The organism is Aliiroseovarius marinus, from assembly GCF_050881025.1.
Taxonomy (GTDB): Bacteria; Pseudomonadota; Alphaproteobacteria; order Rhodobacterales; family Rhodobacteraceae; genus Aliiroseovarius; species Aliiroseovarius marinus_A.
Genome location: NZ_JBNNXQ010000003.1, coordinates 596,000 through 619,572, shown reverse-complemented (window position 1 = coordinate 619,572; position 23,573 = coordinate 596,000). Strand labels below are relative to the sequence as shown.

The 23,573-nt window shown below is 60.1% G+C and carries 19 protein-coding genes; 12 read left to right on the top strand and 7 right to left on the bottom strand.

Annotated elements, in window-relative coordinates:
• Window positions 1–179 precede the first annotated feature (179 nt).
• Together ACRY08_RS12245 and ACRY08_RS12240 are read left to right on the top strand one after the other, a co-directional pair.
• The gene (locus ACRY08_RS12245) at window positions 180–1,409 is read left to right on the top strand and encodes an RSP_2647 family RNA methyltransferase (protein WP_432450207.1); all 1,230 of its coding nucleotides are present in this window, start codon (window positions 180–182) and stop codon (window positions 1,407–1,409) included.
• A complete protein-coding gene (locus tag ACRY08_RS12240) occupies window positions 1,406–1,954 on the top strand; it encodes an RSP_2648 family PIN domain-containing protein (RefSeq protein ID WP_432450206.1) in 549 nt (182 codons plus the stop codon). The genes ACRY08_RS12245 and ACRY08_RS12240 overlap by 4 nt, the downstream gene beginning before the upstream one ends.
• A 129-nt stretch (window positions 1,955–2,083) precedes the next feature.
• On the opposite strand, the gene ACRY08_RS12235 is transcribed toward ACRY08_RS12240, so the two are convergent.
• Complete coding sequence (locus ACRY08_RS12235; protein WP_432450205.1) at window positions 2,084–2,767, bottom strand: M48 family metallopeptidase; 684 nt, start codon at window positions 2,765–2,767, stop codon at window positions 2,084–2,086.
• A gap of 212 nt (window positions 2,768–2,979) precedes the next feature.
• On the opposite strand from ACRY08_RS12235, the gene ACRY08_RS12230 reads away from it, so the two are divergent.
• Window positions 2,980–3,300 carry a DUF3817 domain-containing protein gene (locus ACRY08_RS12230; protein WP_432450204.1) on the top strand — a complete coding sequence of 107 codons (321 nt, stop codon included), beginning with the start codon at window positions 2,980–2,982 and terminating at the stop codon, window positions 3,298–3,300.
• A gap of 9 nt (window positions 3,301–3,309) precedes the next feature.
• Here the strand turns inward: ACRY08_RS12230 and ACRY08_RS12225 are convergent, their stop codons facing one another.
• From ACRY08_RS12225 to ACRY08_RS12215, 3 genes are all read right to left on the bottom strand, one after another.
• Window positions 3,310–4,494, bottom strand: coding sequence for a vWA domain-containing protein (locus tag ACRY08_RS12225; RefSeq protein ID WP_432450203.1), 1,185 nt, complete (start codon window positions 4,492–4,494; stop codon window positions 3,310–3,312).
• A gap of 11 nt (window positions 4,495–4,505) precedes the next feature.
• Window positions 4,506–4,736, bottom strand: coding sequence for a hypothetical protein (locus ACRY08_RS12220; RefSeq protein WP_432450202.1), 231 nt, complete (start codon window positions 4,734–4,736; stop codon window positions 4,506–4,508).
• A 65-nt stretch (window positions 4,737–4,801) separates the two neighbouring features.
• Entirely contained in the window at window positions 4,802–6,211 is a 1,410-nt protein-coding gene (locus ACRY08_RS12215; protein WP_432450201.1) for a DUF2927 domain-containing protein, read from the bottom strand.
• 833 nt (window positions 6,212–7,044) lie between these two features.
• Here ACRY08_RS12215 and ACRY08_RS12210 point away from each other — a divergent pair.
• On the top strand, window positions 7,045–7,557 hold the full coding sequence (locus tag ACRY08_RS12210; RefSeq protein WP_432450200.1) for a class I SAM-dependent methyltransferase: 513 nt from the start codon (window positions 7,045–7,047) through the stop codon (window positions 7,555–7,557).
• A 15-nt stretch (window positions 7,558–7,572) separates the two neighbouring features.
• Here ACRY08_RS12210 and ACRY08_RS12205 read toward each other — a convergent pair whose 3' ends face one another.
• Window positions 7,573–8,418 carry an AAA family ATPase gene (locus tag ACRY08_RS12205; RefSeq protein WP_432450199.1) on the bottom strand — a complete coding sequence of 282 codons (846 nt, stop codon included), beginning with the start codon at window positions 8,416–8,418 and terminating at the stop codon, window positions 7,573–7,575.
• A 316-nt stretch (window positions 8,419–8,734) separates the two neighbouring features.
• Between ACRY08_RS12205 and dksA the strand changes: the two genes are divergently transcribed.
• Both dksA and ACRY08_RS12195 read left to right on the top strand, forming a co-directional pair.
• Window positions 8,735–9,157, top strand: coding sequence for an RNA polymerase-binding protein DksA (gene dksA / locus ACRY08_RS12200; protein WP_432450198.1), 423 nt, complete (start codon window positions 8,735–8,737; stop codon window positions 9,155–9,157).
• Window positions 9,158–9,411: 254 nt separating this feature from the next.
• Entirely contained in the window at window positions 9,412–10,581 is a 1,170-nt protein-coding gene (locus tag ACRY08_RS12195; protein ID WP_432450197.1) for an FAD-dependent monooxygenase, read from the top strand.
• 78 nt (window positions 10,582–10,659) lie between these two features.
• Here the strand turns inward: ACRY08_RS12195 and ACRY08_RS12190 are convergent, their stop codons facing one another.
• Window positions 10,660–11,484: an isocitrate lyase/PEP mutase family protein gene (locus ACRY08_RS12190; RefSeq protein ID WP_432450196.1), complete on the bottom strand. Its 825-nt coding sequence runs from the start codon at window positions 11,482–11,484 to the stop codon at window positions 10,660–10,662.
• 188 nt (window positions 11,485–11,672) lie between these two features.
• Between ACRY08_RS12190 and guaB the strand changes: the two genes are divergently transcribed.
• From guaB to ACRY08_RS12160, 6 genes are all read left to right on the top strand, one after another.
• On the top strand, window positions 11,673–13,121 hold the full coding sequence (gene guaB / locus ACRY08_RS12185; protein WP_432450195.1) for an IMP dehydrogenase: 1,449 nt from the start codon (window positions 11,673–11,675) through the stop codon (window positions 13,119–13,121).
• A gap of 48 nt (window positions 13,122–13,169) precedes the next feature.
• Complete coding sequence (locus tag ACRY08_RS12180; protein WP_432450194.1) at window positions 13,170–14,330, top strand: RsmB/NOP family class I SAM-dependent RNA methyltransferase; 1,161 nt, start codon at window positions 13,170–13,172, stop codon at window positions 14,328–14,330.
• Window positions 14,331–14,492: 162 nt separating this feature from the next.
• Entirely contained in the window at window positions 14,493–17,159 is a 2,667-nt protein-coding gene (locus ACRY08_RS12175; protein ID WP_432450193.1) for a hybrid sensor histidine kinase/response regulator, read from the top strand.
• Window positions 17,160–17,346: 187 nt separating this feature from the next.
• On the top strand, window positions 17,347–18,423 hold the full coding sequence (gene recA, locus ACRY08_RS12170; RefSeq protein ID WP_432450192.1) for a recombinase RecA: 1,077 nt from the start codon (window positions 17,347–17,349) through the stop codon (window positions 18,421–18,423).
• A gap of 147 nt (window positions 18,424–18,570) precedes the next feature.
• Entirely contained in the window at window positions 18,571–21,216 is a 2,646-nt protein-coding gene (alaS, locus tag ACRY08_RS12165; RefSeq protein ID WP_432450191.1) for an alanine--tRNA ligase, read from the top strand.
• 75 nt (window positions 21,217–21,291) lie between these two features.
• Entirely contained in the window at window positions 21,292–21,579 is a 288-nt protein-coding gene (locus tag ACRY08_RS12160; RefSeq protein WP_432450190.1) for a DUF1330 domain-containing protein, read from the top strand.
• A gap of 52 nt (window positions 21,580–21,631) precedes the next feature.
• Here ACRY08_RS12160 and typA read toward each other — a convergent pair whose 3' ends face one another.
• Window positions 21,632–23,455 (bottom strand): translational GTPase TypA, encoded by a 1,824-nt coding sequence (typA, locus tag ACRY08_RS12155; RefSeq protein ID WP_432450189.1) that lies wholly within the window; start codon window positions 23,453–23,455, stop codon window positions 21,632–21,634.
• Window positions 23,456–23,573: the final 118 nt, after the last annotated feature.

Here is a 23,573-nt window from a genome sequence, read left to right as displayed (position 1 = left end):
ATTTACGGATGCGGCGGGCCAGTGCAATGCCTGCTTGCGGCATGTTGTGGCTGGAAACGGCGCTTTCAGACCTTGATGGCGGCAAACAGCGCCAGCTGAGAGGCTGTTTGCGGTTTCCATGTGCGCGGCAACGCGCTAGGGACACGGGGACAGATAATGACCCGGAAAGCCCTCTTTTCATGACCGATGCCGACGTGACGCCCGATGCTCGCCCCGAAGCTCGCCCTGTGATCCGCCTGAAGCCGAAGGCCAATGCGCGTGCGCTGCGCCATGGGTCGCCTTGGGTCTATGACAACGAGGCCGTGACGGATCGGCGCACCAAGAAGATCGCGCCGGGCAGCATTGCGCGGCTTGAGGATGCAGGGCGCGAGCCAATAGGCACGGTTGCCGTCACACCGGGGTCTCGGATCATCGCGCGGCTTCTGGACCGCGATCCAGAGGCCGAGATCAACGGCGCATGGCTTGAGGCACGTCTGAGTGCCGCGCTGGCACACCGGGAGCGGCTTTTTGACCAACCGTTCTATCGCCTGATCCACGCCGAGGCCGACGGGCTGCCCGGCGTAATCATCGATCGTTTTGGCGACACCGCCGTCATTCAACCCAATGCCGCCTGGGCCGAGGCGCTGCTGGATGAGCTGGCCAGCGCTTTGGCGCGGGTGACCGGCGTCACCACCATCTTGAAAAACGCGGGCGGCCGGTCGCGCTTGCTTGAGGGGTTGGATCAGGAAAACGCCGTGCTTCTGGGCACAGCGCCCGACGCCCCGGTCGAAGTGCCGATGAATGGCGCGACATATCTGGCGGACCTGACGGGCGGGCAGAAAACCGGCTTGTTTTATGACCAGCGCCCCAACCATGCGTTTGCGGCAGGCCTGTCGAAAGACGCGCGGGTGCTGGATGTGTTTTCCCATGTTGGGGGCTTTTCGCTGGCCGCTCTGGCAGGCGGGGCAGCCACGGCGCTGGCGGTGGATGGGTCGGCCCCCGCGCTGGAACTGGCGCAGGGCGGGGCGCAGGCGATGGGGGCGGAGGCCCGTTTTGACACGCGCAAGGGCGACGCCTTTGATACGCTTTCTGCATTGGCCGAAGAGGGCGCGCAGTTTGACGTGGTGATCTGCGATCCCCCCGCTTTTGCCCCCAATAAAAAAGCGCTCGAGGCGGGGCTTCGCGCCTATGAGCGTGTCGCCCGTCTGGCCGCGCCGCTTGTGGCGCCGGGGGGCTATCTGGGGCTGTGTTCCTGTTCACACGCTGCGACAATCGAGAAGTTCCGCGCGGCGTCCATTCGCGGCATTGGCCGGGCCGGGCGCCAAAGCCAGCTGATCCATACAGGCTTTGCGGGCGCGGATCACCCGACCCATCCGCAGCTTGCAGAATCGAGCTATTTGAAATCGCTCTTCTTTCGGATGCTGCCGTGAAAGTACTGATCGACGCCTGCGTGCTTTATCCAACGGTGATGCGCGAAATGGTGTTGGGGGCGGCGGACGCGGGGCTGTTCACACCGCTCTGGTCTCCGCGCATTTTAGAAGAATGGGCGCGCGCTGCGGCCCGGCTTGGCCCCGAGTCGGAGGCAATTTCACGTGGTGAGATTGCGCTTTTGGGGGGGCGCTGGCCTGCGGCCAGCGTGACACCGCGTGACGGCGAGTTGCGCCGCCTTTGGCTGCCTGATGAAAACGACATCCACGTTTTGGCAGCCGCCACGTCCGGCGGGGCGGATGTGCTTTTGACCATGAATAACAAGGACTTCCCGCGACACACTTTAGCTGACGAGGGGCTGCGCCGCGAAAGCCCGGACCTTTTTCTGAAAGATCTGCTCGACCGGTATCCAGCAGAGATCACCGGGGTTGCAACCCGCGTTCTCGCTCAAGCCATCGCGCTGTCGGGCGAAGACTGGACCATCCGCCGCCTGATGAAAAAAGCGCGCCTCCCGCGGCTGGGAAAGGCGCTCGAAGCGCGCGGTTGATCCTATTTTCTTGTCAAAAATACCTCGGGGTGAGCGCGCAGCGCGAGGGGCAGCGCCCCTTTACCCCTATTCAAGAAAGGAAGCCATACCACCAAGGCATACGCCAACCCGCCTGAAATCACGGGCGGCTTATCCCTGCCATTTCACCTCGTTCTTCTCTATCGCGGCAATCCGGTCAGCGGTCTTGGGGTGGCTCATCAACCAGGCGGGCATCACGCCGCCGCGACCCTGCGTCAGCGCATCCAGCTTCCCAAACAGGCTTTTCTGCGCCCCAGCCCCGAAGCCTGACTTGATCATCAGCGCAGTGGCATAGGCGTCCGCCTCATATTCGTCACTCCGGCTTAGCCCCGCCGCCACCAGCCGGGTCAGAAACCGCGCGACATAGGCGCCCGCGCCGGGCAAAAACCGCGAGATCATCATGGTCAGCACGGTGCGCAACGCGTTTTGACCGGAAAAATCAATCATCCGCTTGCGGGCATGTCCCAGCGCCACATGGCCAAGCTCATGGGCAATCACGCTGGCCAATTCTTCGGCGCTGACCCTCCCTTGGCGATATTCCTCGTAAAACCCGCGCGTGATGAAAATCCGCCCGTCCGGTGCGGCCAATCCGTTCACCGGCTGGATCTCATAAATATGCACGGGGATTTCCGCGATATCGAGCGCCGCAGCCATCTGATCTGTGATCGCCTTCAGCTTGGGATCTGCGAGCCGCGTTGATTGCGCATCCAGCTCTCGGTGTGTGCGCCAGACTGAAAACCTGTACAGAATAAAGCCATAGATCAGGGGCAGGAGGATCGGCAGAAGCTTTGTCATGCCTCCTTATATGGGGATAAATCCCGACCGGGAAAGGGGGCTTGGTCGCATCGTGGTCAGACACTGGCCCGGTGTGGCGTCCCCTGTGGCATTTGGTCAGACTGTACGAAGCAAAAGGCACAGGCTAGAGCGTCTCCAGCTATTGCTGTGATCCAACACTCACTGGAAGTGCTTTAGCTGTTGAAAAATTCTGAGAAGCGAAAGACCTATTCATGTCCCCAGCCCGTGCCATTTGGCTGTTTCGTAAGCTCGCCAGCGTCGAAGGGTGGAGCTATATTCTGTTGCTGTTTGTCGCCATGCCTTTGAAATACTGGGGGAATATGCCCGAATTTGTGCCCATCGTCGGGATGGCACATGGGTGGCTTTTCATCGCCTATATCGGGGGGCTGTTCGTTGCAGCATCACGCGCTGGCCTGTCTGCCTCACGGGTGAATTGGGCAATCCTTGCCAGCCTCGTGCCCTTCGGCACATTTGTGCATGATCCCTATCTGAAGCGTGAAGAGGCGGTGCGCCGCAGCATGTCGCAGCACTGAGGCGACGGGTTAGCGCCCCAGCTCTTTCATGCCGCGCTCGATGCCTTCCAGCGTCATCGGCACCATGCGGCCTTCGAAAATCTCGCTGATCATCTGCACCGATTGCGTATAGCGCCAATGGGTTTCAGGCAGGGGGTTCAGCCACAGGTGATCTGGCCATTGCTCACGCGCGCGCTGCAGCCATGTCTGGCCGGTTTCATCGTTCCAATGCTCGTTGGCGCCGCCGCGATAGGCAATCTCGTAGGGTGACATCGAGGCATCGCCCACGAAGATGCATTTATAGTCGGATCCATAGGTCCTGAGCACGTCCCAGGTGGGGGTCTGATCATTCCAGCGCCGCGCGTTGTCGCGCCAGACCCCTTCGTAAAGGCAGTTGTGGAAATAGTAATATTCCAGATGCTTGAATTCGGCACGCGCAGCGGAAAACAGCTCTTCCACCAGCTTGATATAGGGGTCCATGGACCCGCCAACGTCGAGGAATAACAAGACCTTGACCGCGTTTCGGCGCTCGGGGCGGGTCTTCACGTCAAGATAGCCATGTTCGGCGGTGGCGCGGATCGTGCCGTCCAGATCCAGCTCGTCATGCGCCCCGTCGCGCGCCCAGTTGCGCAGGCGTTTCAATGCCACTTTGATGTTGCGGGTGCCCAGTTCGACGGAATCATCCAGATTGCGAAATTCGCGCTTGTCCCAGACCTTGACCGCGCGCTGATGGCGCGAGCGATCCTGCCCGATGCGCACGCCTTCGGGATTGTAGCCATAGGCACCAAAGGGCGAGGTGCCGGCGGTGCCAATCCACTTATTGCCCCCCTGATGGCGGCCTTCCTGTTCCTTCAGGCGTTCCTTTAGCGTCTCCATCAGCTTGTCAAAGCCACCCGCCGCTTCAATTTCGGCCTTTTCTTCCTCGGTCAGGAATTTCTCGGCCATCTTTTCCAGCCATTCCTGCGGAATATCGACAGCTTCCAGCATCTCGTCGGCTGAAATCGCCTCGAGCCCTTCGAAGCTGGCGGCAAAGGCACGGTCGAACTTGTCGAGGTTGCGTTCGTCCTTCACCATCGCGGTGCGCGCGAGGTAATAAAACCCCTCGATGTCATAGGTGACCAGCCCGGCTTTCATCGCCTCAAGAAAGGCCAGAAATTCGCGCATCGACACGGGCACGCGGTTGGCGCGGAGCTGTTCGAAGAAGGGCAGAAACATCAAATGCGCCCTTATTCTGTTGTCTGATCAGCGGGTTGTTCGCTGGTCTGCGCAGGCGTCAGACCTTCATAAGCCGGATCAAGCTGGCGTTCGGTGATGATGGCAAGAAACAATGCCACCAACGCACAGCCAATGGCGTAAACGGCGCCATATTGCGCCATGTCCAGACGGTTTCCACCGCGTTTCTTTGCACGAAGGGCGCCCCAAAGAGCCCCCAGAACCAAAGCCACGATCACGATCATGCGTCATTTCCCGTTTGGCGGCCGGGACCGATCCTGGCAGGGATCGGTCCCGCGCGAGCAGTCGTTTAGCCCGGGGAAATGGCGGCGATCTCTTTCAGCCGTGCACCAACCTGAGCGTTCGAGCCGAAGCCATACCGCGCCCAGCCCAGACTGTCGAGCCTGACAAGCTGCGCTTCTGTCCCACGGCCCGCGTGATCCAGCGCTTCGGCTTTGATCATCAAAAGCGTGGCCAGCAGGGCGGCGTTTTCGGCCCGTTTCACCGGTCCCAGATGGGTATTCACGATGGCGACGGCTTCCTCGGCCCGACCTGCCGACAGGGAATAGGCGGCCAGCTGCACACCCATATGGGCGGCCTGCAGCGCGGTTTCCGGGCGGGCACGATAAATCCGCTCGGCCTCGCGGAAGGCGGCAAAGGCGTTTTTGCTGTCGCGTGTCAGGGTCAGGCGGCCCATGGCAAAGAGGCTGAACGCCATGCGCGTGTCGTTCCAGCCTTGTTGCTTGGCGATCGCAACCGCGCGTTTTGCAGCCGACTGGCGGCGGGTCATGGCATTGCCATGGCCAAGCGCCGTGACGATGGCCTGTTTCCACGCGGTGGGCGAGGGGGGCGTCATACGCGGTGCGCCCCCGCCGCCCGCCGGATTAAGCCGGGCGAGCAGTGCCGGCAGGCGGGCGGCAACTTCGCCACGAGACATGCCGGATTTCAGCTCGGGCGCATAATAGGCGCGCAGGATGAGCATATCGAACCCGGTCAGGACCGTGTGGAAATTGTCGTCGTTGAAAACGCTGTCATGCAGCCGGTAGAGGTCGTTGACGGGGCCAAGTGCCTGGGCCACCTCTTCGTGCAGACAGTCGCGCAATTCCTGCGGGCTGACGCCGCCCGGCAGGAAGATGGACATACGTGTGCGCTGGCGGATCTGGGTCCAATCCATCTGCCCAGTGCCACGGGCAGCTTTATATTCGCCCCAGCTTGAGACATTTGGCGCCACGAAACAGGCCGCATGCGGCACTTGTCGCTGCAATTCGCGCTTGGGCACGATCTGCAGGTTGATCGAGGCGGTCTGGTTTGATGGCACCTGACGGATGTTGATGCCCGCTTCGATGCGCAGTCGCGACATCAGGCGGTTGAGGTCAGAGGCCATATAGGCGGGCGCGCCACCCGCCACCCGCAGCGTCACTGGCCCTTCGAACCGGGACAGAACGGGCAGTTGCCTGCCGCTTTCAAGTCGGAAGGCAAGGTCAATAAAATCTCCTGCAATCAAACTATTAGACCGCGTGGGTCTGGAAATATGCGTGCCGGAAAAGGCCTTCATCGGGGGCAGGGCGGATGGCAGGGCAATAGTGCGTGCCGTCACTTCTCCTCCGCCCAGATTGCGCTCTACGCCACCTGAGCCACCGCTTGGTGGCGTCGGGGACATACAGCCCGCAAGGGCCAGACCAGCGAGGGCACCAAACGCCCCCTTGATATAAGTCCGCATCGTCAGCTCCTATCGTGCCGGCGTACAGAGGTCCCATCCCCTGCACAGGCCAGAGTTGCTCGGTGCGGTGTGGTTGAAATATCGGTTGGAAGGCCAAACCATACCCGTCCCCGGACAGGATTGCCTGTCCAGATGGCGCGGGCGCCGCGCACCCCCCGGCAGAGGAGGGTTTACGGATGGTCTATATGGCTGCGAACATTTCGCCTGTTCCCAAAGCCACGACAGCCAAGGGGCAGGTCACCATGCAAGGGCGTGATGCAAAATACATCTGTCCCATCCCGTTGGGTCAAAACCCACCGGTTGCACGGCAATCGTCCGGAGAGGCTGAAGGAGAGCGGGCAGGGAGGGTTTCAGGTCCCCCTGGTCCGACCCCGGCTGTTGGCGTGTGCTGGAACCCTTCCCCAAGGGTGCCATGCAACGCGCCGCCAGCTTTTGGCGTCAGCGTCCGAACGGAAATGCAAGCATTGTCTCCCATAACAATACAAACACACCGTTTTCATGCCCCCCCAGGCATGCATCAACTGTAGTTAACTTTCCGCGTCAAAAAAAGAAAAAGAGCGGCTCAAATGTGGCGGAAACCGATTGTTCCTTAAAAAGAACCAATGCGAAATCAACATTTTGTGTGGATAACTTCAGGTGCCACAAGGAAATTGGGCAACAAAATGGCAAATGGGGCAGGATTGTGGCGAATCGGTAAACTGCGGGGAATCGGTGCGTGGGATTCCCCTTTGCAGCTGCATCAAAGTGTAAACACGCCTTAGGGCCCCCAAAGAGGTCCAGTGCAGGGGACAAGGGTGCTGGTTGTCTGGCGGGCCGTATTCTAGGATGCCATCATGAGTTTTGACTATGACGCCCTATACAAAAGCACGCCCCAAGCGCTTGGGGCGCCAAATGACAAGATCGCCGCGTTCTTTGATCCGTTCGAGGGCCAATGCTTGTCGATATTGGATGTGGGCTGTGGTCAGGGGCGTGATGCCATTGCCCTGGCCCGGCGTGGTCACCTGGTGCATGGGGTTGATATCTCGCCCCACGGGATCGCTGACCTGCTGGCCGCTGCGGAAGGTGAGGGGCTTGCGCTCAGCGGTGAGGTCGCTGACCTGTGCAGCTATCAACCTGAAACCTGTTTTGATGTTTTGTTGATCGACCGCACCTTACACATGCTGCAAGAGGCCCCCCGCCACGAGGTTCTCGCGCGGCTCTTAAATCATGTCAGCGAACAGGGGTGGGCCATCATCGCGGATGAGCCGTCCAATATGGCTGGGCTGTTGCAGGTTTTTCAGGCGGCCCCATCTGCCTGGCGGCAAGCACAAAAGGGGCGCAGCCTGATCATTCTGCAAAGGGTCTGATGCGACCCGAGGCGCTTAGCGCCCGCCGCGCGCCATGAAGGCCAGACGTTCAAACAGATGCACATCCTGTTCGTTCTTCAAAAGCGCCCCATGCAGGGTGGGCAGGGCGCTGGCCCCGTCGCGTTTCAGCTCGGCCGGGTCGATATCCTCGGCCAAGAGCAGCTTCAGCCAGTCCAGCACCTCGGATGTCGAGGGTTTCTTCTTCAGACCCGGTTGTTCGCGGATCTCGTAGAACTGGGTCAGCGCCTCGGTCAGCAGACGCGGCTTGATGCCGGGGTGATGCACCTCGACGATCTTGGCCATCGTTTCGGCATCCGGGAAGCGGATGTAGTGGAAAAAGCAGCGGCGCAAAAACGCGTCGGGCAGCTCTTTTTCATTGTTGGAGGTGATGATGATGATCGGGCGGTTCTTCGCGCGGATCGTCTCGCCGGTCTCATAGACGTGGAACTCCATCTTATCGAGTTCCTGCAACAGGTCGTTGGGGAACTCGATATCGGCCTTGTCGATCTCGTCGATCAACAGAACCACGCGCTCATCGGCCTCGAAAGCCTCCCAAAGCTTGCCGCGTTTGATGTAGTTCTTCACATCATGCACACGCGCGTCGCCCAGCTGGCTGTCGCGCAGGCGGCTGACCGCGTCATATTCATACAGTCCCTGTTGCGCCTTGGTGGTCGATTTGATGTTCCATTCGATCATGCGCGCGCCCAAGGCGCTGGCCACTTGAAGCGCAAGCTCGGTTTTGCCGGTGCCGGGTTCGCCCTTTACCAGAAGCGGGCGCTGCAGCGTGACAGCCGCATTTACCGCCACTTTCAGGTCATCTGTGGCCACATAGGTCGAGGTGCCGTCAAAGCGATTGGTCATGGCAAAGTCCATTTCGATACGTCATTTGTCTGGCGGGGTAATCGCGTGAGGCGTTTTTTGCAAGGGATGGATCGGGTCCTATGCGGGCATGCGGGGGGTGTGACCCTACGTCACGCGCGAATTCAATCTGCGGAGTTTTGCAAAATTGCTTGCGTTAACATGTGGTTGTGGGCGTGAACGGATTTGCGAGGGGGCTGAGCCGCTTTGGGGCGTGACATTCGTGTAGAGCGGGTGTAAATGGGCGCCATAAGAAACCGGGGCGCGGCTGCGCGAAGGGATGCTCAGTTATTCAGGCCCGGTATAAGAGGGAGTTGGTATGAAAGCCGAGACTTTCCTGCCCGACGATTATCGGCCCGCTGAAGACGAGCCGTTCATGAACGAGCGCCAGACGGAGTATTTCCGTCGCAAGCTTCTGGCCTGGAAGGCCGAGCTTCTGGATGAAAGCCGTCATACGATCGAGGGGCTTCAGGACAACACACGTAACATTCCGGACATCGCGGATCGGGCCTCGGAAGAGACGGATCGCGCACTGGAACTGCGCACCCGTGACCGGTCGCGCAAGCTGGTTGGCAAGATTGATCAGGCTCTGCGGCGGATTGACGAGGGCGAATACGGCTATTGCGAAGATACGGGCGAGCCGATTTCGCTGCGTCGTCTGGATGCACGCCCCATCGCCACGTTGAGCCTTGAGGCACAAGAGCGTCACGAGCGGCGCGAAAAAGTGCATCGCGACGATTGACGCGTGAAGGGCATGCCGGGGTGACCTGCTTGCCTGCATCTGATTGGGGCGGATCGCCGCAAGGCGGTGTGTCACATTGGAAGCGTTGATTTTGACATATAGGCAAAAGGCGTCGCCCAGCGGCGCCTTTTGTCGTTTCAGCGGCAATACAGCTGCGCGTGGGCCAAAGCTTGGGCTTGAGCTATTGTGCTCTCTCGGGGCAACATGACCCGATAGGGCAGGCGAAACTGCCATGGGTGCGGGGGAAGACAGATATGATTGACGGGCAGCGCTTCACTATTCTGGGCGGCGGCATTGGCGGCTTTGCGGCAGCCCTTGCTTTGGCGCAACGCGGCGGGCAGGTCACGGTTCTGGAACAGGCCCCGGAAATCTCGGAAGTTGGTGCGGGCCTGCAGATCAGTCCCAACGGTGTTCGGGTGCTGGATGCTTTGGGTCTGGGCGACGAGGCCCGCAAACGCGCCACGCGCGGGCGGGGGATCTGGTTGCGCGACGGGGTGTCCGGTCACGAGGTGATCGATCTCGACTTCTGGACGATTGCCCCAGAGGCCGTGTTTTTGATGTTTCACCGCGCAGATCTTCTGGACCTCCTGATGCAGGCGGCCATTGCCGCCGGGGTCGAGGTCACCTGTGGTGCGCGGGTGGAGGCGGTTGATCCCGATCCGATTTCGACGCGGGTGACACTTGCCGGGCAAGAGCCGCAAGAGATGGGGTTTGTGATTGGCGCAGACGGGTTGAACTCGGTCATGCGCCCGGCGCTGAACGGTCCCCGAAAGCCATTTTTCACCGGGCAGGTGGCGTGGCGGGCGCTGGTGCCGGCCACCGGGCGCGAAGAGGCCGAGGCCTGCGTCTTCATGGGGCCGGGCCGTCACATGGTCACCTATCCTCTGCGCGATGGGCAGCTGGTGAATATTGTCGCCGTGGAAGAGCGAGAGACTTGGGCGGGCGAGGATTATCATCAGACTGACGACCCGGCCAATTTGCTGGCGGCTTTTGGTGAGTTTTGCGATGATGCCCGCGCGGTGCTTGAGCGGGTCGAGACGGTGAACCTATGGGGGTTGCATCGTCATCCGGTGGCGCTGGAATGGCACCGCGGTGCCTGTGCGCTTGTGGGCGATGCCGCCCATCCGACGCTGCCCTTCATGGCGCAGGGTGCGGTGATGGCGCTCGAGGATGCCTGGGTGCTGGCAGCCTGTCTGGACGCGGATGGTCTGAGCACGGGTCCCGCGATTTATCAGGCCCTGCGCCGGCCTCGGGTCGAACGGATCGTGCAGGCTGCGAATAAAAACGCGCGCAACTACCACTATGCCAACCCGCTGACGCGGGCGGTCGGGCACGGGGTGTTGCGTCTGGCTGGGCGGTTGTCTCCGGCCTCGGTGTTTCACCGGTTTGACTGGATTTACAATGCAGATGTGACGCGGCTATAGCCCGATCCGCTGGCCTCGCTACCACTCGGACACCGGGGGCGCGGCTGGCGCCGCGCGCGGGTGCGCTTTGCGGATGGGTCAGTTTTTCATGGAAAGCAGCGCGTCCACCTTGTCGCCCGAAATGCCCTTGCCCAGATGGGTAAATCCACCAGCGCCAAACATCTCTTCGGCAGCGTCGAAAATCACCTTATGCGTGGCGCGGGCCAGCGCTGAGCCCAGCGAAATACGCGCGACCCCGGCCCTGGCAAAATCGGCGCGGGAATGGGCCGTGAAGGGGCCTGCAGCCAGCGCATTCACCGGCAGATCGGTGGCGGCGCAAATCGCGGCCTGATCGTCCAGCGTGCCGGGCAGGGGGGCGTAAAGGCAATCCGCCCCGGCGGCCTCGTAGCCTGTCAGGCGCGCGCGCGCCTCGGCCAGATCATATTGGCCGTTCATGATCCCATCAGCACGTGCCACAAGAACAAAATCACCGGGCAAGGCGCGGGCGGCGGATGCGGCGGCGCGGATACGTTCGATGGCAAATTCGCGCGCGTAAGGCGTGGCCGCGGGCAGCTGTGTGTCCTCGATCGAGATGCCAGCCAACCCGGCCTCATAGGCCAGCCGAACGGTTTCGGCACAGCTGTCGGGATCGTCCCCGAAACCGTTTTCGAAATCACCCGAAACCGGCACGGAAACGGCGGCCACAAGGTCCTGCGCATGGGCCAGCGCCTCGTCGCGGGTCACATGCCCCATATCCGGGCGGCCCAGCGTGAAGGCATGCGCCGCAGAGGAGGTTGCAATCGCCTGCGCCCCCAAAGCGGCCAGCATCTTGGCGCTGCCAATATCCCATGCGTTGGCAAGGATAAATGGGTTGCCTTTTTGATGCAGCGCGCGGAAGGCCGCGCCTCGGTTCTGATCGCTCATCGGGGGATCCTTTTGTGACTGTGGCTGACCCAAATGTCGGCGCGCAGGGCGGGATTTGTCAAACGCGGAAACCGGCGGGCACCTGTTAAAACCCGCCAAAACGCAGAAACTTGCCGAAGGCCCCTTTCCAAAACCTCCAACCCATGAGATAGGGACGTGTCAAACGAACACTCCCGAGGAGACAGCCCATGGAGATTCGCGAGGCGCTCACTTTTGACGACGTCCTTCTGGTGCCGGCCGCAAGCAATGTGCTTCCGTCCACGGCGGATACAACCACGCGCGTGACGCGTTCCATTGCCCTGAACATCCCGTTGATGAGCTCTGCAATGGACACGGTGACCGAGGCGCGCATGGCGATTGCCATGGCGCAGGCAGGCGGCATGGGGGTCATTCACAAGAACCTTGATGTGGAAGAGCAGGCGCGTCAGGTGCGCCGGGTGAAACGCTTTGAAAGCGGCATCGTCTACAACCCGATCACCCTGACGGCGGATCAGACGCTGGCGGACGCCAAGGCGCTGCAGGAACGCTACCGCGTGACCGGCTTCCCGGTGGTGGACGACAAGGGCCATGTGGTGGGCATCGTGACCAACCGGGACATGCGTTTTGCGACCTCGGATGACACGCCGGTCAGCGTGATGATGACCTCGGACAATTTGGCGATGCTGCAGGAACCGGCAGAGCTGGAAGAGGCGAAAAGCCTGATGAAAGCGCGCCGGATCGAAAAGCTGCTGGTCACGGATGGGGCGGGCAAGCTGACAGGTCTTCTGACCCTGAAAGACACCGAACAAGCCAAGTTGAACCCGACCGCCTGCAAAGACGATCTGGGCCGTCTGCGCGTGGCTGCGGCAAGTTCCGTGGGCGACAGCGGCTTTGCACGCTCTGAGGCCTTGATTGATGCCGGTGTGGATATTGTGATTATCGACACGGCACACGGCCATTCCGAGGGTGTGATTGATGCGGTGAAACGCGTGAAGGCGTTGGGTAGCGGTGTTCAGGTCATCGCAGGCAACGTGGCCACCGGCGAGGCGACCCGGGCGCTGATCGATGCAGGCGCCGATGCGGTCAAGGTGGGCATTGGTCCCGGTTCGATCTGCACCACGCGGATGGTTGCCGGTGTCGGCGTGCCCCAGCTGACCGCCATTTCCGATTGCGCCAAAGCGGCCGGCGATACGCCGGTGATTGCCGATGGCGGCATCAAGTTCTCGGGCGATTTCGCCAAGGCGATTGCGGCAGGTGCCAGCTGCGCCATGGTCGGCTCGATGATCGCAGGCACGGACGAAAGCCCGGGCGAGGTGATCCTCTATCAGGGCCGCTCGTTCAAAGCCTATCGCGGCATGGGCAGCCTGGGTGCCATGGCGCGCGGCTCGGCAGATCGCTATTTCCAGAAAGACGCAGCCAGCGACAAGCTGGTGCCCGAAGGGATCGAAGGGCAGGTGCCCTATAAAGGTCCCGCCGGCACGGTCATTCATCAATTGGTGGGCGGCTTGCGCGCGGCCATGGGCTACACGGGTTGTGCCACCGTGGAAGAGATGCGCAAGAACTGTCGCTTCGTGAAGATCACGGGCGCGGGTCTGAAAGAAAGCCACGTGCATGATGTTCAGATCACGCGTGAAAGCCCGAACTACCGTATTGGCTAAATAAATCATGGTTCTATGCGGCGACATTAATGTGAAAGGCCGGGGGCGTTGACCCCCGCCGCGCGCGTCGCCGCTGCCATCGAGGTGCTGGATGACTACCTGTCCGGCACGCCCGCCGAGCAGGCGCTGACCGGCTGGGCGCGCGCGCACCGCTTTGCGGGTTCCAAGGACCGGGCGGCGATCCGGGACCATGTGTTTGACGCCCTCAGACGCCTGCGCTCGTCTCGGGCGCTTGGTGGTGGCGCGGATGGGCGGGCCACGATGATTGGTCTTCTGCGCGGCTATGACATTGAGCCTGACAGCCTGTTCACCGGCGAAGGCCACGCTCCTCTGCCGCTCAGCACAGAAGAGCGGGCAGATGTGCGCGGTTTAACGCGGGCCGAGGCGCTCGACATACCCGATTGGTTGATCGCGCAGATTGACGACAGCCTCGGGGCGCAGGCAGATGAGATATGTGAGCGCCTGCGCCACCGCGCGCCGGTGTTTCTGCGGGTAAATGCAGCGCGCACCAGTCGCGATGAGATGCAGCAGGCGCTGGCGTCGCAGGGCATTCTTACGCGCCCGGTGCAGCTGTCGCCCATGGCGCTGGAAGTCACGGAAAACCCTCGTAAAATCAATGGAACGATTGAGTATCAAGATGGCTTGATCGAGCTGCAGGATGCCGCGTCTCAGGCGGTGATCGAGCTTTTGGACATCACGCCGGGCATGCGTGTTCTGGATTTCTGTGCGGGGGGTGGCGGCAAGGCGCTGGCCATGGCCGCGCGCGGGGCAGATGTGGTCGCCCATGATATCGCGCCGGGGCGGATGAAAGACCTGCCTGCGCGGGCAGAGCGGGCAGGGGTGCGCATTCAGTGCGTTGACGGGCAGGCGTTGAAGCGGGCCGGGGCGTTTGATCTGGTGCTGGCGGATGCGCCCTGTTCGGGCAGCGGGTCTTGGCGTCGGGCCCCACATGGAAAATGGCTTCTATCTGCGCAGAAACTGGACAAGGTCTTGGAAATACAGCAGGAAATACTTTCTCAGCTTCCGAATTTCTGTGCGGATACAGGTGAGATTGCCTATGCCACCTGTTCGTTTCTGCGTGCCGAAAATCAGGATCAGGTCAGCCAGTTTCAATCGGCAAACCCGGCCTGGCAGGTGCTGTCTGATCGCCAGTTTACCCCATTGGACGGGGCGGATGGCTTCTATGTGGCTCGGCTTAAGCGAAAGTAGGTCTTTGCAATAACAATCAAAGGTTGTTAATCTACCCCGAGTTAATCGGTACTTAACCCTCTGGCTGCGAAAAGAGGGAGCCGATTCTATCAAAGGGGGTCCGCGCCGAACGTGTCGCAATCCGCAACATCACCCAATCCGTTGATCCAGGTCGCTCTTGGTATGTCGCCTCGTGCAGGGATCTTGTTTGCCTTCGCGGTGGGGCTGTTGTCGGCTGCCTGGTTTGTCCCCTATCCGGTGCCTGGACTTGCGCTTCTGGTGACGGGGCTAAGCTTGCTGATCACATCGCTTTTGGTGCGCGGGTTGGCTTTGTGGCATGGGGCGCAGTCTGATCGTCAGTTGAAGTCCATAGCGGGCTTTGTTGCCAATGACGCCGCGGCCAGCTTTTCAACGGATGCAGACGGATGCGTGATGTATCAAAACCACGCCGCGACCGAGCGATTTGGGGATCAGGTGAACGCCACTTTGACATCCGCTCTGGGGGATATGTTTGCCTCTCCGGCGGCGGTTTTGCACCGGCTTCAGGGCAAGGCGCAGGCGCGGGGGTCGGCGCGCGAAGACCTTGTTTTGCGCCGTGGTCATGTGCGCCTGTCTGTGCATCAGGCGGGCGAAGACATGTATCTTTGGCGCCTGGAAGAGCTTGGGGATCGCGGTCCAGCCGGGCGCACGGGTGAGAATATCAGCCTGCCGATGATGACCGTGTCGCGCACAGGAACCATCCTGTTTATGAACGAAGCCGCACGGCGATTTCTGGGCGGGCGAGAAACCACGCTTGACCGCGTGTTTACGGATTTGCCGGTGCGCAACGGACAGGTGATGCAGGTGTCCGGCAAGGATGGGCAGGTTCCCAGCCTGGTCTGTGAAATAGATATCAGTGCTGGGCGCCGCGAGCTTTATCTGCTGCCAGCACCGGAAGGCCCGGTCATGACCAGTGATGAATGGTCTGTGGTGGACGGTCTTCCCATCCCCTTGATAAAGCTTGATAAAACGGGAAAGATTTCCATGGCCAACCGCCGTGCGCGCGATCTTTTGCAGGATGAGCAATTGATCGGCGACCGTTTGGCGGATCTGGTGGAAGGGCTGGGGCGGCCCGTGTCTGAATGGCTTCGCGAAGCCCATGCCGGTCGTCATATTGGCCGCACCGAAGTGGTACGCGCCACCAAGCCAGAAGATGACCTGTTCTTACAGATTTCCTTGGGTCGCGTTGTCGAAGATGGAGAGACCGCTCTGGTCGCTGTCATGCAGGATGCGACCGAGCTGAAGAACCTCGAATTGCAGTTTGTGCAAAGCCAGAAGATGGAGGCGATTGGACAGCTTGCCGGCGGTGTCGCACATGATTTCAATAACCTTCTCACAGCGATATCTGGCCATTGCGATCTGCTATTGATCGGACGCGATGAAAATGATCCCGAGTTTTCAGACCTGTCGCAGATCCATCAGAATGCCAATCGGGCAGCCGCACTTGTGCGCCAGTTGCTGGCGTTTTCACGCAAACAGACTTTGCGCCCTGAAAAGCTCGACCTGACCGAAAGCCTCTCTGACCTGACACATCTTCTCAACCGGCTTGTCGGTGAAAAGATCCTGTTGGAACTTGATCATGACGATGCGCTGTTGCCTGTGCGTGCTGATCGCCGCCAATTGGATCAGGTGCTGATGAATCTCGTGGTCAATGCACGTGATGCGATGCCAGATGGCGGCGAGATACGTGTTGAAACGCGCAATGTGATCCTGTCTTCGCCCTTGATACGGGACCGGGCCACCGTGCCTGCGGGGGACTATGTGACCATCCGTGTTGTGGACCAGGGGACCGGTATTCCATCTGATAAGATCGGCAAGATTTTCGAGCCGTTCTTCACAACCAAGAAGGCCGGAAAAGGAACCGGGCTGGGCCTGTCGATGGCCTATGGTATTGTGAAGCAGATGGGGGGGTACATATTTGTGGATTCCATTCCGGGCTCCGGGACAACATTCTCTCTCTATTTCCCCGTCTCGCGCGATGACGACTTCGTGACGGACATGGCGCCTGAAATGACGCAGCCCCAGTTGTCAGCCCCTGTGGAAACCGATCCTGAACCTCTTCTCAACTCCGATGAGGCCCTGGCTTCAACTGATGGACAGGATGGTGGCGATCGTCTGACCAATTCCGTTGAAACCGAAGATGCATTGGCGGCTAAGTCTGCCGAAGCACCGGATGACACCCAAAGCGATGGGTCTGAGATAGAAACGGGGCGCGGATCAATAGACGGCGACGGTGATGTTCTGGGTGCGGTTCAGGCTGAACTGAAGCAGTCGGATGAAGATCAGTGCACAGACAGTTCAGACGAAGAAATGTCGCGTGATGGCCGAACTGGGACCGATACCAATTTACCGATGCAAAAGGAGCCGTCGTCGCCAGCGGAGGCCGCAGCGAGCGCACCCGACGATGGCCCGCTGCCAATCCCGACCCATTCGGACATCAATTCAGGCGGGGGCATCGTTTTGCTGGTCGAAGATGAAGCTCCAGTACGTGCATTCGCGTCACGCGCCTTAAGAATGCGTGGCTATACGGTGCTGGAGGCAGAGAACGCCGAAGAAGCTTTGCGAACGTTGGAAGATACGTCGTTGAAGGTTGATGTCTTCGTGACCGATGTGATCATGCCGGGCATGGACGGGCCAACTTGGGTCGCACAGGCGCTGCAAGACCGACCAGGTGTCAAAGTTGTGTTCGTATCGGGTTACGCAGAGGATTCGGTTTCAGAACATCAGGCGCGAATTCCCAATTCCGTCTTCCTGCCGAAACCCTTTTCCCTGACCGATCTTACACAGACGGTCCAAAGACAATTCCACTAGCAAAACAAGGGTTTTTGGTGGGTTTCTGGCCTTGTTAATTCTTTGGTAAGCATTCTGCCTCTAGAGTTAATCCATAAAACTTGACTTGAAATGTTCTCTTTTTGTGCGCATAAGGTGATGGTGAACAACAGGTGAACATTAGCATGATTGCCGCCTGCGAGCGGGTATGAAATAAAGAGGGCAAGACATGGCAACAGCGGATATTTTCGATATGAAAAAAGATAGCGACAAGCAAAAAGCACTCGACAGTGCATTGGCTCAGATCGAACGCCAGTTCGGCAAAGGGTCAATCATGAAACTTGGCGCGGACAATCCCGTAGCCGAGATCGAGGCGACCTCAACCGGGTCGCTTGGGTTGGATATCGCTTTGGGTATTGGTGGGTTGCCGAAAGGGCGCATCATTGAAATCTACGGGCCGGAAAGCTCCGGCAAAACGACATTGACCCTGCATTGCGTCGCTGAAGAACAGAAAAAAGGCGGCGTCTGCGCCTTTGTGGATGCTGAACATGCGCTGGACCCGCAATATGCCAAGAAACTGGGTGTTGATCTGGATGAGTTGCTGATCTCGCAGCCCGACACTGGGGAACAAGCGCTGGAAATTGTCGACACATTGGTGCGCTCAGGTGCTGTGAATATGGTCGTCGTGGACTCGGTGGCTGCGCTTACCCCGCGCTCGGAACTGGAAGGTGACATGGGCGACAGCAATGTCGGTGTTCAGGCTCGCCTCATGAGCCAGGCAATGCGCAAACTCACCGGGTCGATTGCACGCTCGAACTGCATGGTGATCTTTATCAACCAGATCCGCATGAAAATTGGCGTGATGTTCGGCAGCCCGGAAACCACCACCGGGGGCAACGCTCTGAAATTCTACAGCTCGGTTCGCCTGGACATTCGCCGCATCGGCGCGATCAAAGACCGCGACGAAGTGGTTGGCAATGCCACCCGTGTGAAGGTCGTGAAAAACAAAGTGGCGCCGCCGTTCAAGCAGGTGGAGTTCGACATCATGTATGGCGAAGGCATCTCGAAAATGGGTGAGCTTTTGGACCTCGGCGTGAAAGCCGGTGTGGTCGAAAAATCCGGTGCCTGGTTCAGCTATGGCGATGAGCGCATCGGGCAGGGGCGTGAAAACGCGAAGAATTACCTGCGCGAGAACCGCTCGACCGCGTTGGATATCGAAGACAAGATCCGCGCCGCGCACGGGCTTGATTTCGAAATGCCGCCGGGCGAACGAGGCGACGAGGATGACGGGTTGTTGGAGGCTTAACCACAACAACGCGCCGCAAGAATTTGATCAAAGGACTGGCCCCGGCCGGTCCTTTTTTCATTGTGTTCGCCTGATAGGCTTCGCGCTGTGGACAGCGCGCGCGCGCGGAGGTAAACGAGATCGACAGCGCATAAGAGACGAGACAAGATGGCCAGCCTCAACGATATCCGTTCAACGTTCCTGAATTATTTCGAAAGCGAAGGGCACACGATCGTGGACAGCTCTCCGCTGGTGCCGCGCAATGACCCGACGCTGATGTTCGTTAACTCGGGCATGGTGCAGTTTAAAAATCTGTTCACCGGGGTGGAAAAACGCGACTATGTGCGCGCAACGACGGCGCAGAAATGTGTGCGCGCGGGCGGCAAACACAATGACCTGGACAATGTGGGCTACACGGCACGTCACCACACGTTCTTTGAAATGCTGGGGAATTTCAGTTTTGGGGATTACTTCAAGAAAGATGCCATCCCCTTTGCCTGGAACCTGATCACCAAGGAGTTCGGCATTCCGAAAGAAAAGCTTTACGTCACCGTCTATCACACGGATGACGAGGCATTTGACATCTGGAAAAGCCTTGGCGTGCCGGAAGACCGGATTATCCGCATCGCGACCTCGGACAATTTCTGGCAGATGGGGCCGACCGGTCCCTGTGGCCCCTGCACCGAGATTTTCTATGACCACGGCGAGCATATCTGGGGTGGCCCTCCGGGTAGTCCCGAAGAAGATGGCGACCGTTTCATCGAGATCTGGAACATCGTCTTCATGCAAAACGAGCAGTTTGAAGACGGCTCGATGATTGATCTCGACATGCAGTCGATTGACACCGGCATGGGGCTGGAACGCATTGGCGCGCTCTTGCAGGGCAGCCATGACAATTATGACACGGACCTGTTCAAATCGCTGATCGAGGCCTCGGCCCATGCGACCGGCGTTGATCCCTATGGCGACAAGAACGTGCATCATCGGGTGATCGCGGATCATCTGCGTTCGACCTCTTTCCTGATTGCCGATGGCGTGATGCCTTCGAATGAGGGTCGCGGCTACGTGCTGCGTCGGATCATGCGCCGCGCCATGCGGCATGCGCATCTTTTGGGCGCAAAAGACCCGGTCATGCACCGTCTGGTGCCGGAACTGGTGGCCCAGATGGGGCAGGCCTATCCGGAACTCAGCCGCGGTCAAATGATGATCGAGGAAACCCTTCTGAACGAAGAAACACGCTTCAAGAAGACGCTGGATCGCGGGTTGAAGCTGTTGGATGATGAAGTGTCCGGTTTGGCTGAAGGCGCTGATCTTCCGGGTGAAACCGCGTTCAAACTCTATGACACTTACGGCTTCCCGCTGGACCTGACGCAGGATGCGCTGCGTGAAAAGGGTCATGGTGTGGATCAGCCGGGCTTTGATGCCGCGATGGAAGAGCAGAAGGCGCGCGCCCGTGCGGCCTGGTCCGGCTCGGGCGAGGCGGCGGATGCCACCATCTGGTTCGACATGGCCGAAGAGCACGGTGTGACCGAATTCCTTGGTTATGACACCGAACATGCGGAAGGGCAGGTTCTGGCACTGGTTCAGGATGGCAAACCTGTCGACAGCGCAAAGGCGGGCGACGAGGTTCAAATCGTGGTGAACCAGACGCCGTTTTACGCGGAAAGTGGTGGTCAGGTGGGCGACACCGGCCTCATACGCACCGAAAGCGGTTCGGCCCATGTGACCGACACCAAGAAAGTGGCGGATGTTTTCATCCACGTGGCGAAAGTCGACGAAGGCGAGATCACGAAGGGGCAGGGCGCGGAACTGGCCGTGGATCACCTGCGCCGCTCAGCCATCCGTGCCAACCACTCGGCCACGCACCTGTTGCACGAGGCGCTGCGCAATGAGCTGGGCGAGCATGTGGCTCAGCGTGGCTCGCTGAATGCCGATGACCGGTTGCGGTTTGATTTCAGCCACAACAAGGCCGTGACCCCGCAAGAGCTGGGCAATATTGCCCGCGAGGTGAATACCTATATCCGCCAAAACACGCCGGTTGAAACCCGGATCATGACGCCGGATGACGCGCGCGACATGGGCGCGCAGGCGCTGTTTGGCGAGAAATATGGCGACGAGGTGCGCGTGGTCTCGATGGGGCACGCGGCGACCGGAAAAGGCACGAATGGCGAGACCTATTCGATTGAACTTTGCGGCGGCACCCATGTGAAGCAAACCGGAGATATCGGCATCTGCGTGATCCTGTCGGAAGGCGCGTCCGCAGCTGGCATCCGCCGGATCGAAGCGCTGACCGGCAAGGCGGCCGTGGCCCATATCGAGGCAGAAGCCGCACGTGGGTCCGAGCTACAGGGCATGTTGAAAGCCAAGCCTGACGAGGTTGTGGACCGTGTGAAGGGCCTGATGGACGAACGCAAGGCGCTGCAAAACGAGATTTCGGCGCTGAAACGCGAGCTGGCCAAAGCGGCGGGCGCAGGTGCGGAAGCCAAGGACATCAATGGTGTGAAGTTCCTGGCCATGTCGATCTCGGGCGTGGGTGGGAAAGACCTGCAAGCGCTTGTGAATGAACAGAAAGATGCGCTGGGGTCCGGGGCTGTTCTGATCATTTCGGACAATGAGGGCAAGGTGGCCGTGGCCGCGGGCGTGACCGCAGACCTGACTGATAAGCTGTCGGCCGTCGATCTGGTGAAGGCCGCGGTGCCGGAACTGGGCGGCAAGGGTGGCGGTGGCCGCCCCGAGCTCGCGCAGGGCGGCGGTGCGGATGCCTCGAAAGCGGCTGAAGCGATTGCTGCGGCCGAGGCCGCCATCGCGGGCTAAACCGCTCTTTCCAATCACATAAAGGCCGCGTATCGTTTGCCCGATACGCGGCCTTTTTCATTTAGGAGACCCCTCATGCCCGCACTTTGGATTGCTCACGTCACCGTCACCGATGAAGAGGCTTATGGCAAATATGCGAAGCTGGCCGGGCCTGCGATTGCCAAACATGGGGGGCGGTTCATCGCGCGTGCAGGCCGCTATGTGCAATTGGAAGGCAAGGATCGCCCGCGCAATGTGGTGGCGAAGTTTGACAGCGTTGAAGCCGCCGAGTCCTGCTATCACTCGCCTGAGTACCAAGAGGCATTAAGCCACGCGCGGGGCGCGTCCGAACGCGAGTTGCTGATCGTTGAAACAGATGAATAGGCGTCTGTAGGTCTTTGTAACAAAAGAAAAAGGGGCCTTATGGCCCCTTCCTTTATTGCTGTGCAGCTTTCGCCATCCGCTTGCGTTCATGCGGGTCCAGATAGCGTTTGCGCAGACGCACGTTTTCGGGCGTCACCTCGACCAGCTCGTCGTCGTTGATGTAGGCGATGGCCTCTTCCAGCGACAGGGTGACGGGCGTGGTCAGGCGCACCGCTTCATCGGTGCCCGAGGCGCGTACGTTGGTCAGTTTCTTGCCCTTGAGCGGGTTCACTTCCAGATCGTTTTCGCGCGAGTGCTCGCCGATGATCATGCCTTGATAGACGTCGGCCTGCGCGCCGATGAACATCTTGCCGCGATCTTCCAGGTTCCACAGGGCGAAGGCGACGGACTGGCCGTTCTCCATCGAGATCAGAACACCGGCGCGACGACCCGGAATGGCGCCCTTATGCGGGGCCCAGCCGTGGAACACGCGGTTCAACACGCCAGTGCCGCGCGTGTCGGTCAGAAATTCGCCGTGATAGCCGATGAGCCCGCGCGAAGGCACATGGGCGATGATGCGGGTCTTGCCTGCGCCAGCGGGGCGCATCTCGACCAGCTCGCCTTTGCGCGCGCCGGTCAGTTTCTCGATCACCGCGCCGGAATATTCGTCATCCACGTCGATCGTGGCTTCTTCGACCGGTTCCATTTTCACGCCGTTTTCTTCGCGCATGATCACCTGCGGGCGCGAGATCGACAGCTCGAACCCTTCGCGGCGCATGTTCTCGATCAACACGCCCATCTGCAATTCGCCACGGCCCGAAACCTCGAAAGCCTCGCCACCCGGCGTGTCGGCGATCTTGATGGCGACGTTGCTTTCGGCCTCTTTCATCAGGCGATCACGGATGACGCGCGACTGGACTTTCTTGCCGTCACGCCCCGCCAGAGGGCTGTCATTGATGCCGAAAGTCACGGTGATGGTGGGCGGGTCGATGGGCTGGGCGTCCAGCGGTTCTTCGACGGCCAGCGCACAGATCGTGTCGGCCACGGTGGCTTTCGCCATGCCCGCGATGGAGACGATGTCGCCTGCCTGCGCCTCGTCGATGTCAGCCTCTTCCAGACCGCGGAAGGCGCGGATTTTTGTCACGCGGAACTGTTCGATTTTCTGGCCCACGCGGCTCAGCGCCTGCACGGTGGCGCCCACGCGCAATGTGCCGCTTTCAACGCGCCCTGTGAGGATGCGTCCCACGAAGGGGTCCGAACCCAGGGTGGTCGCCAGCATGCGGAAATCTTCATTCTGATGGGCAATCTGCTTGGGCGCCGGGACGTGGTTCACGATCAGGTCGAAGAGCGCATGCAGGTCTTTGCGCGGCCCGTCCAGCTCGTGATCGGCCCAGCCCGAACGGCCCGAGGCATACATATGCGGGAAATCAAGCTGGTCTTCGGTGGCCTCAAGGCTGGCAAAGAGGTCAAAGCATTCGTCCAGCGCGCGGTCGGGTTCCGCGTCGGGCTTGTCCACCTTGTTCAGGACCACAATCGGGCGCAGCCCCAGCGCCAGCGCTTTCGAGGTCACAAATTTGGTCTGCGGCATCGGGCCTTCGGCGGCATCGACCAGCAGCACAACACCGTCCACCATCGACAGGATACGCTCAACCTCGCCACCGAAATCGGCGTGGCCGGGGGTGTCGACGATGTTGATGCGCGTGTCTTTCCATTCCACCGAGGTGGGCTTGGCGAAAATTGTGATGCCGCGCTCGCGTTCGATCGCGTCATTGTCCATGGCGCGTTCGGCCACGGCCTGGTTTTCCCGGAACGCGCCGGATTGTTTCAAAAGCTCGTCAACAAGGGTCGTCTTGCCGTGGTCAACGTGTGCGATGATCGCAATATTGCGCAGGTCCATAGGGGCCACCTTTTACGGGGAATTGGGTAAGTCCCGGCGCGCATAGCCCGGTTGGCCGTTGATTGCCAGATAAAAAGCACGGAAATCGACGGGGGAGCAGGATTTCACGGCGATTTCG

Bases quoted from the DNA above. Each gene is read 5' to 3' on its own strand.
- ACRY08_RS12245 (WP_432450207.1), top strand. From the start codon at position 180: ATGACCGATGCCGACGTGACGCCCGATGCTCGCCCCGAAGCTCGCCCT.
- ACRY08_RS12235 (WP_432450205.1), bottom strand. From the start codon at position 2,767: ATGACAAAGCTTCTGCCGATCCTCCTGCCCCTGATCTATGGCTTTATT.
- ACRY08_RS12230 (WP_432450204.1), top strand. From the start codon at position 2,980: ATGTCCCCAGCCCGTGCCATTTGGCTGTTTCGTAAGCTCGCCAGCGTC.
- ACRY08_RS12225 (WP_432450203.1), bottom strand. From the start codon at position 4,494: ATGTTTCTGCCCTTCTTCGAACAGCTCCGCGCCAACCGCGTGCCCGTG.
- ACRY08_RS12220 (WP_432450202.1), bottom strand. From the start codon at position 4,736: ATGATCGTGATCGTGGCTTTGGTTCTGGGGGCTCTTTGGGGCGCCCTT.
- ACRY08_RS12215 (WP_432450201.1), bottom strand. From the start codon at position 6,211: ATGCGGACTTATATCAAGGGGGCGTTTGGTGCCCTCGCTGGTCTGGCC.
- ACRY08_RS12210 (WP_432450200.1), top strand. From the start codon at position 7,045: ATGAGTTTTGACTATGACGCCCTATACAAAAGCACGCCCCAAGCGCTT.
- ACRY08_RS12205 (WP_432450199.1), bottom strand. From the start codon at position 8,418: ATGACCAATCGCTTTGACGGCACCTCGACCTATGTGGCCACAGATGAC.
- dksA (WP_432450198.1), top strand. From the start codon at position 8,735: ATGAAAGCCGAGACTTTCCTGCCCGACGATTATCGGCCCGCTGAAGAC.
- ACRY08_RS12195 (WP_432450197.1), top strand. From the start codon at position 9,412: ATGATTGACGGGCAGCGCTTCACTATTCTGGGCGGCGGCATTGGCGGC.
- ACRY08_RS12190 (WP_432450196.1), bottom strand. From the start codon at position 11,484: ATGAGCGATCAGAACCGAGGCGCGGCCTTCCGCGCGCTGCATCAAAAA.
- guaB (WP_432450195.1), top strand. From the start codon at position 11,673: ATGGAGATTCGCGAGGCGCTCACTTTTGACGACGTCCTTCTGGTGCCG.
- ACRY08_RS12175 (WP_432450193.1), top strand. From the start codon at position 14,493: ATGTCGCCTCGTGCAGGGATCTTGTTTGCCTTCGCGGTGGGGCTGTTG.
- recA (WP_432450192.1), top strand. From the start codon at position 17,347: ATGGCAACAGCGGATATTTTCGATATGAAAAAAGATAGCGACAAGCAA.
- alaS (WP_432450191.1), top strand. From the start codon at position 18,571: ATGGCCAGCCTCAACGATATCCGTTCAACGTTCCTGAATTATTTCGAA.
- ACRY08_RS12160 (WP_432450190.1), top strand. From the start codon at position 21,292: ATGCCCGCACTTTGGATTGCTCACGTCACCGTCACCGATGAAGAGGCT.
- typA (WP_432450189.1), bottom strand. From the start codon at position 23,455: ATGGACCTGCGCAATATTGCGATCATCGCACACGTTGACCACGGCAAG.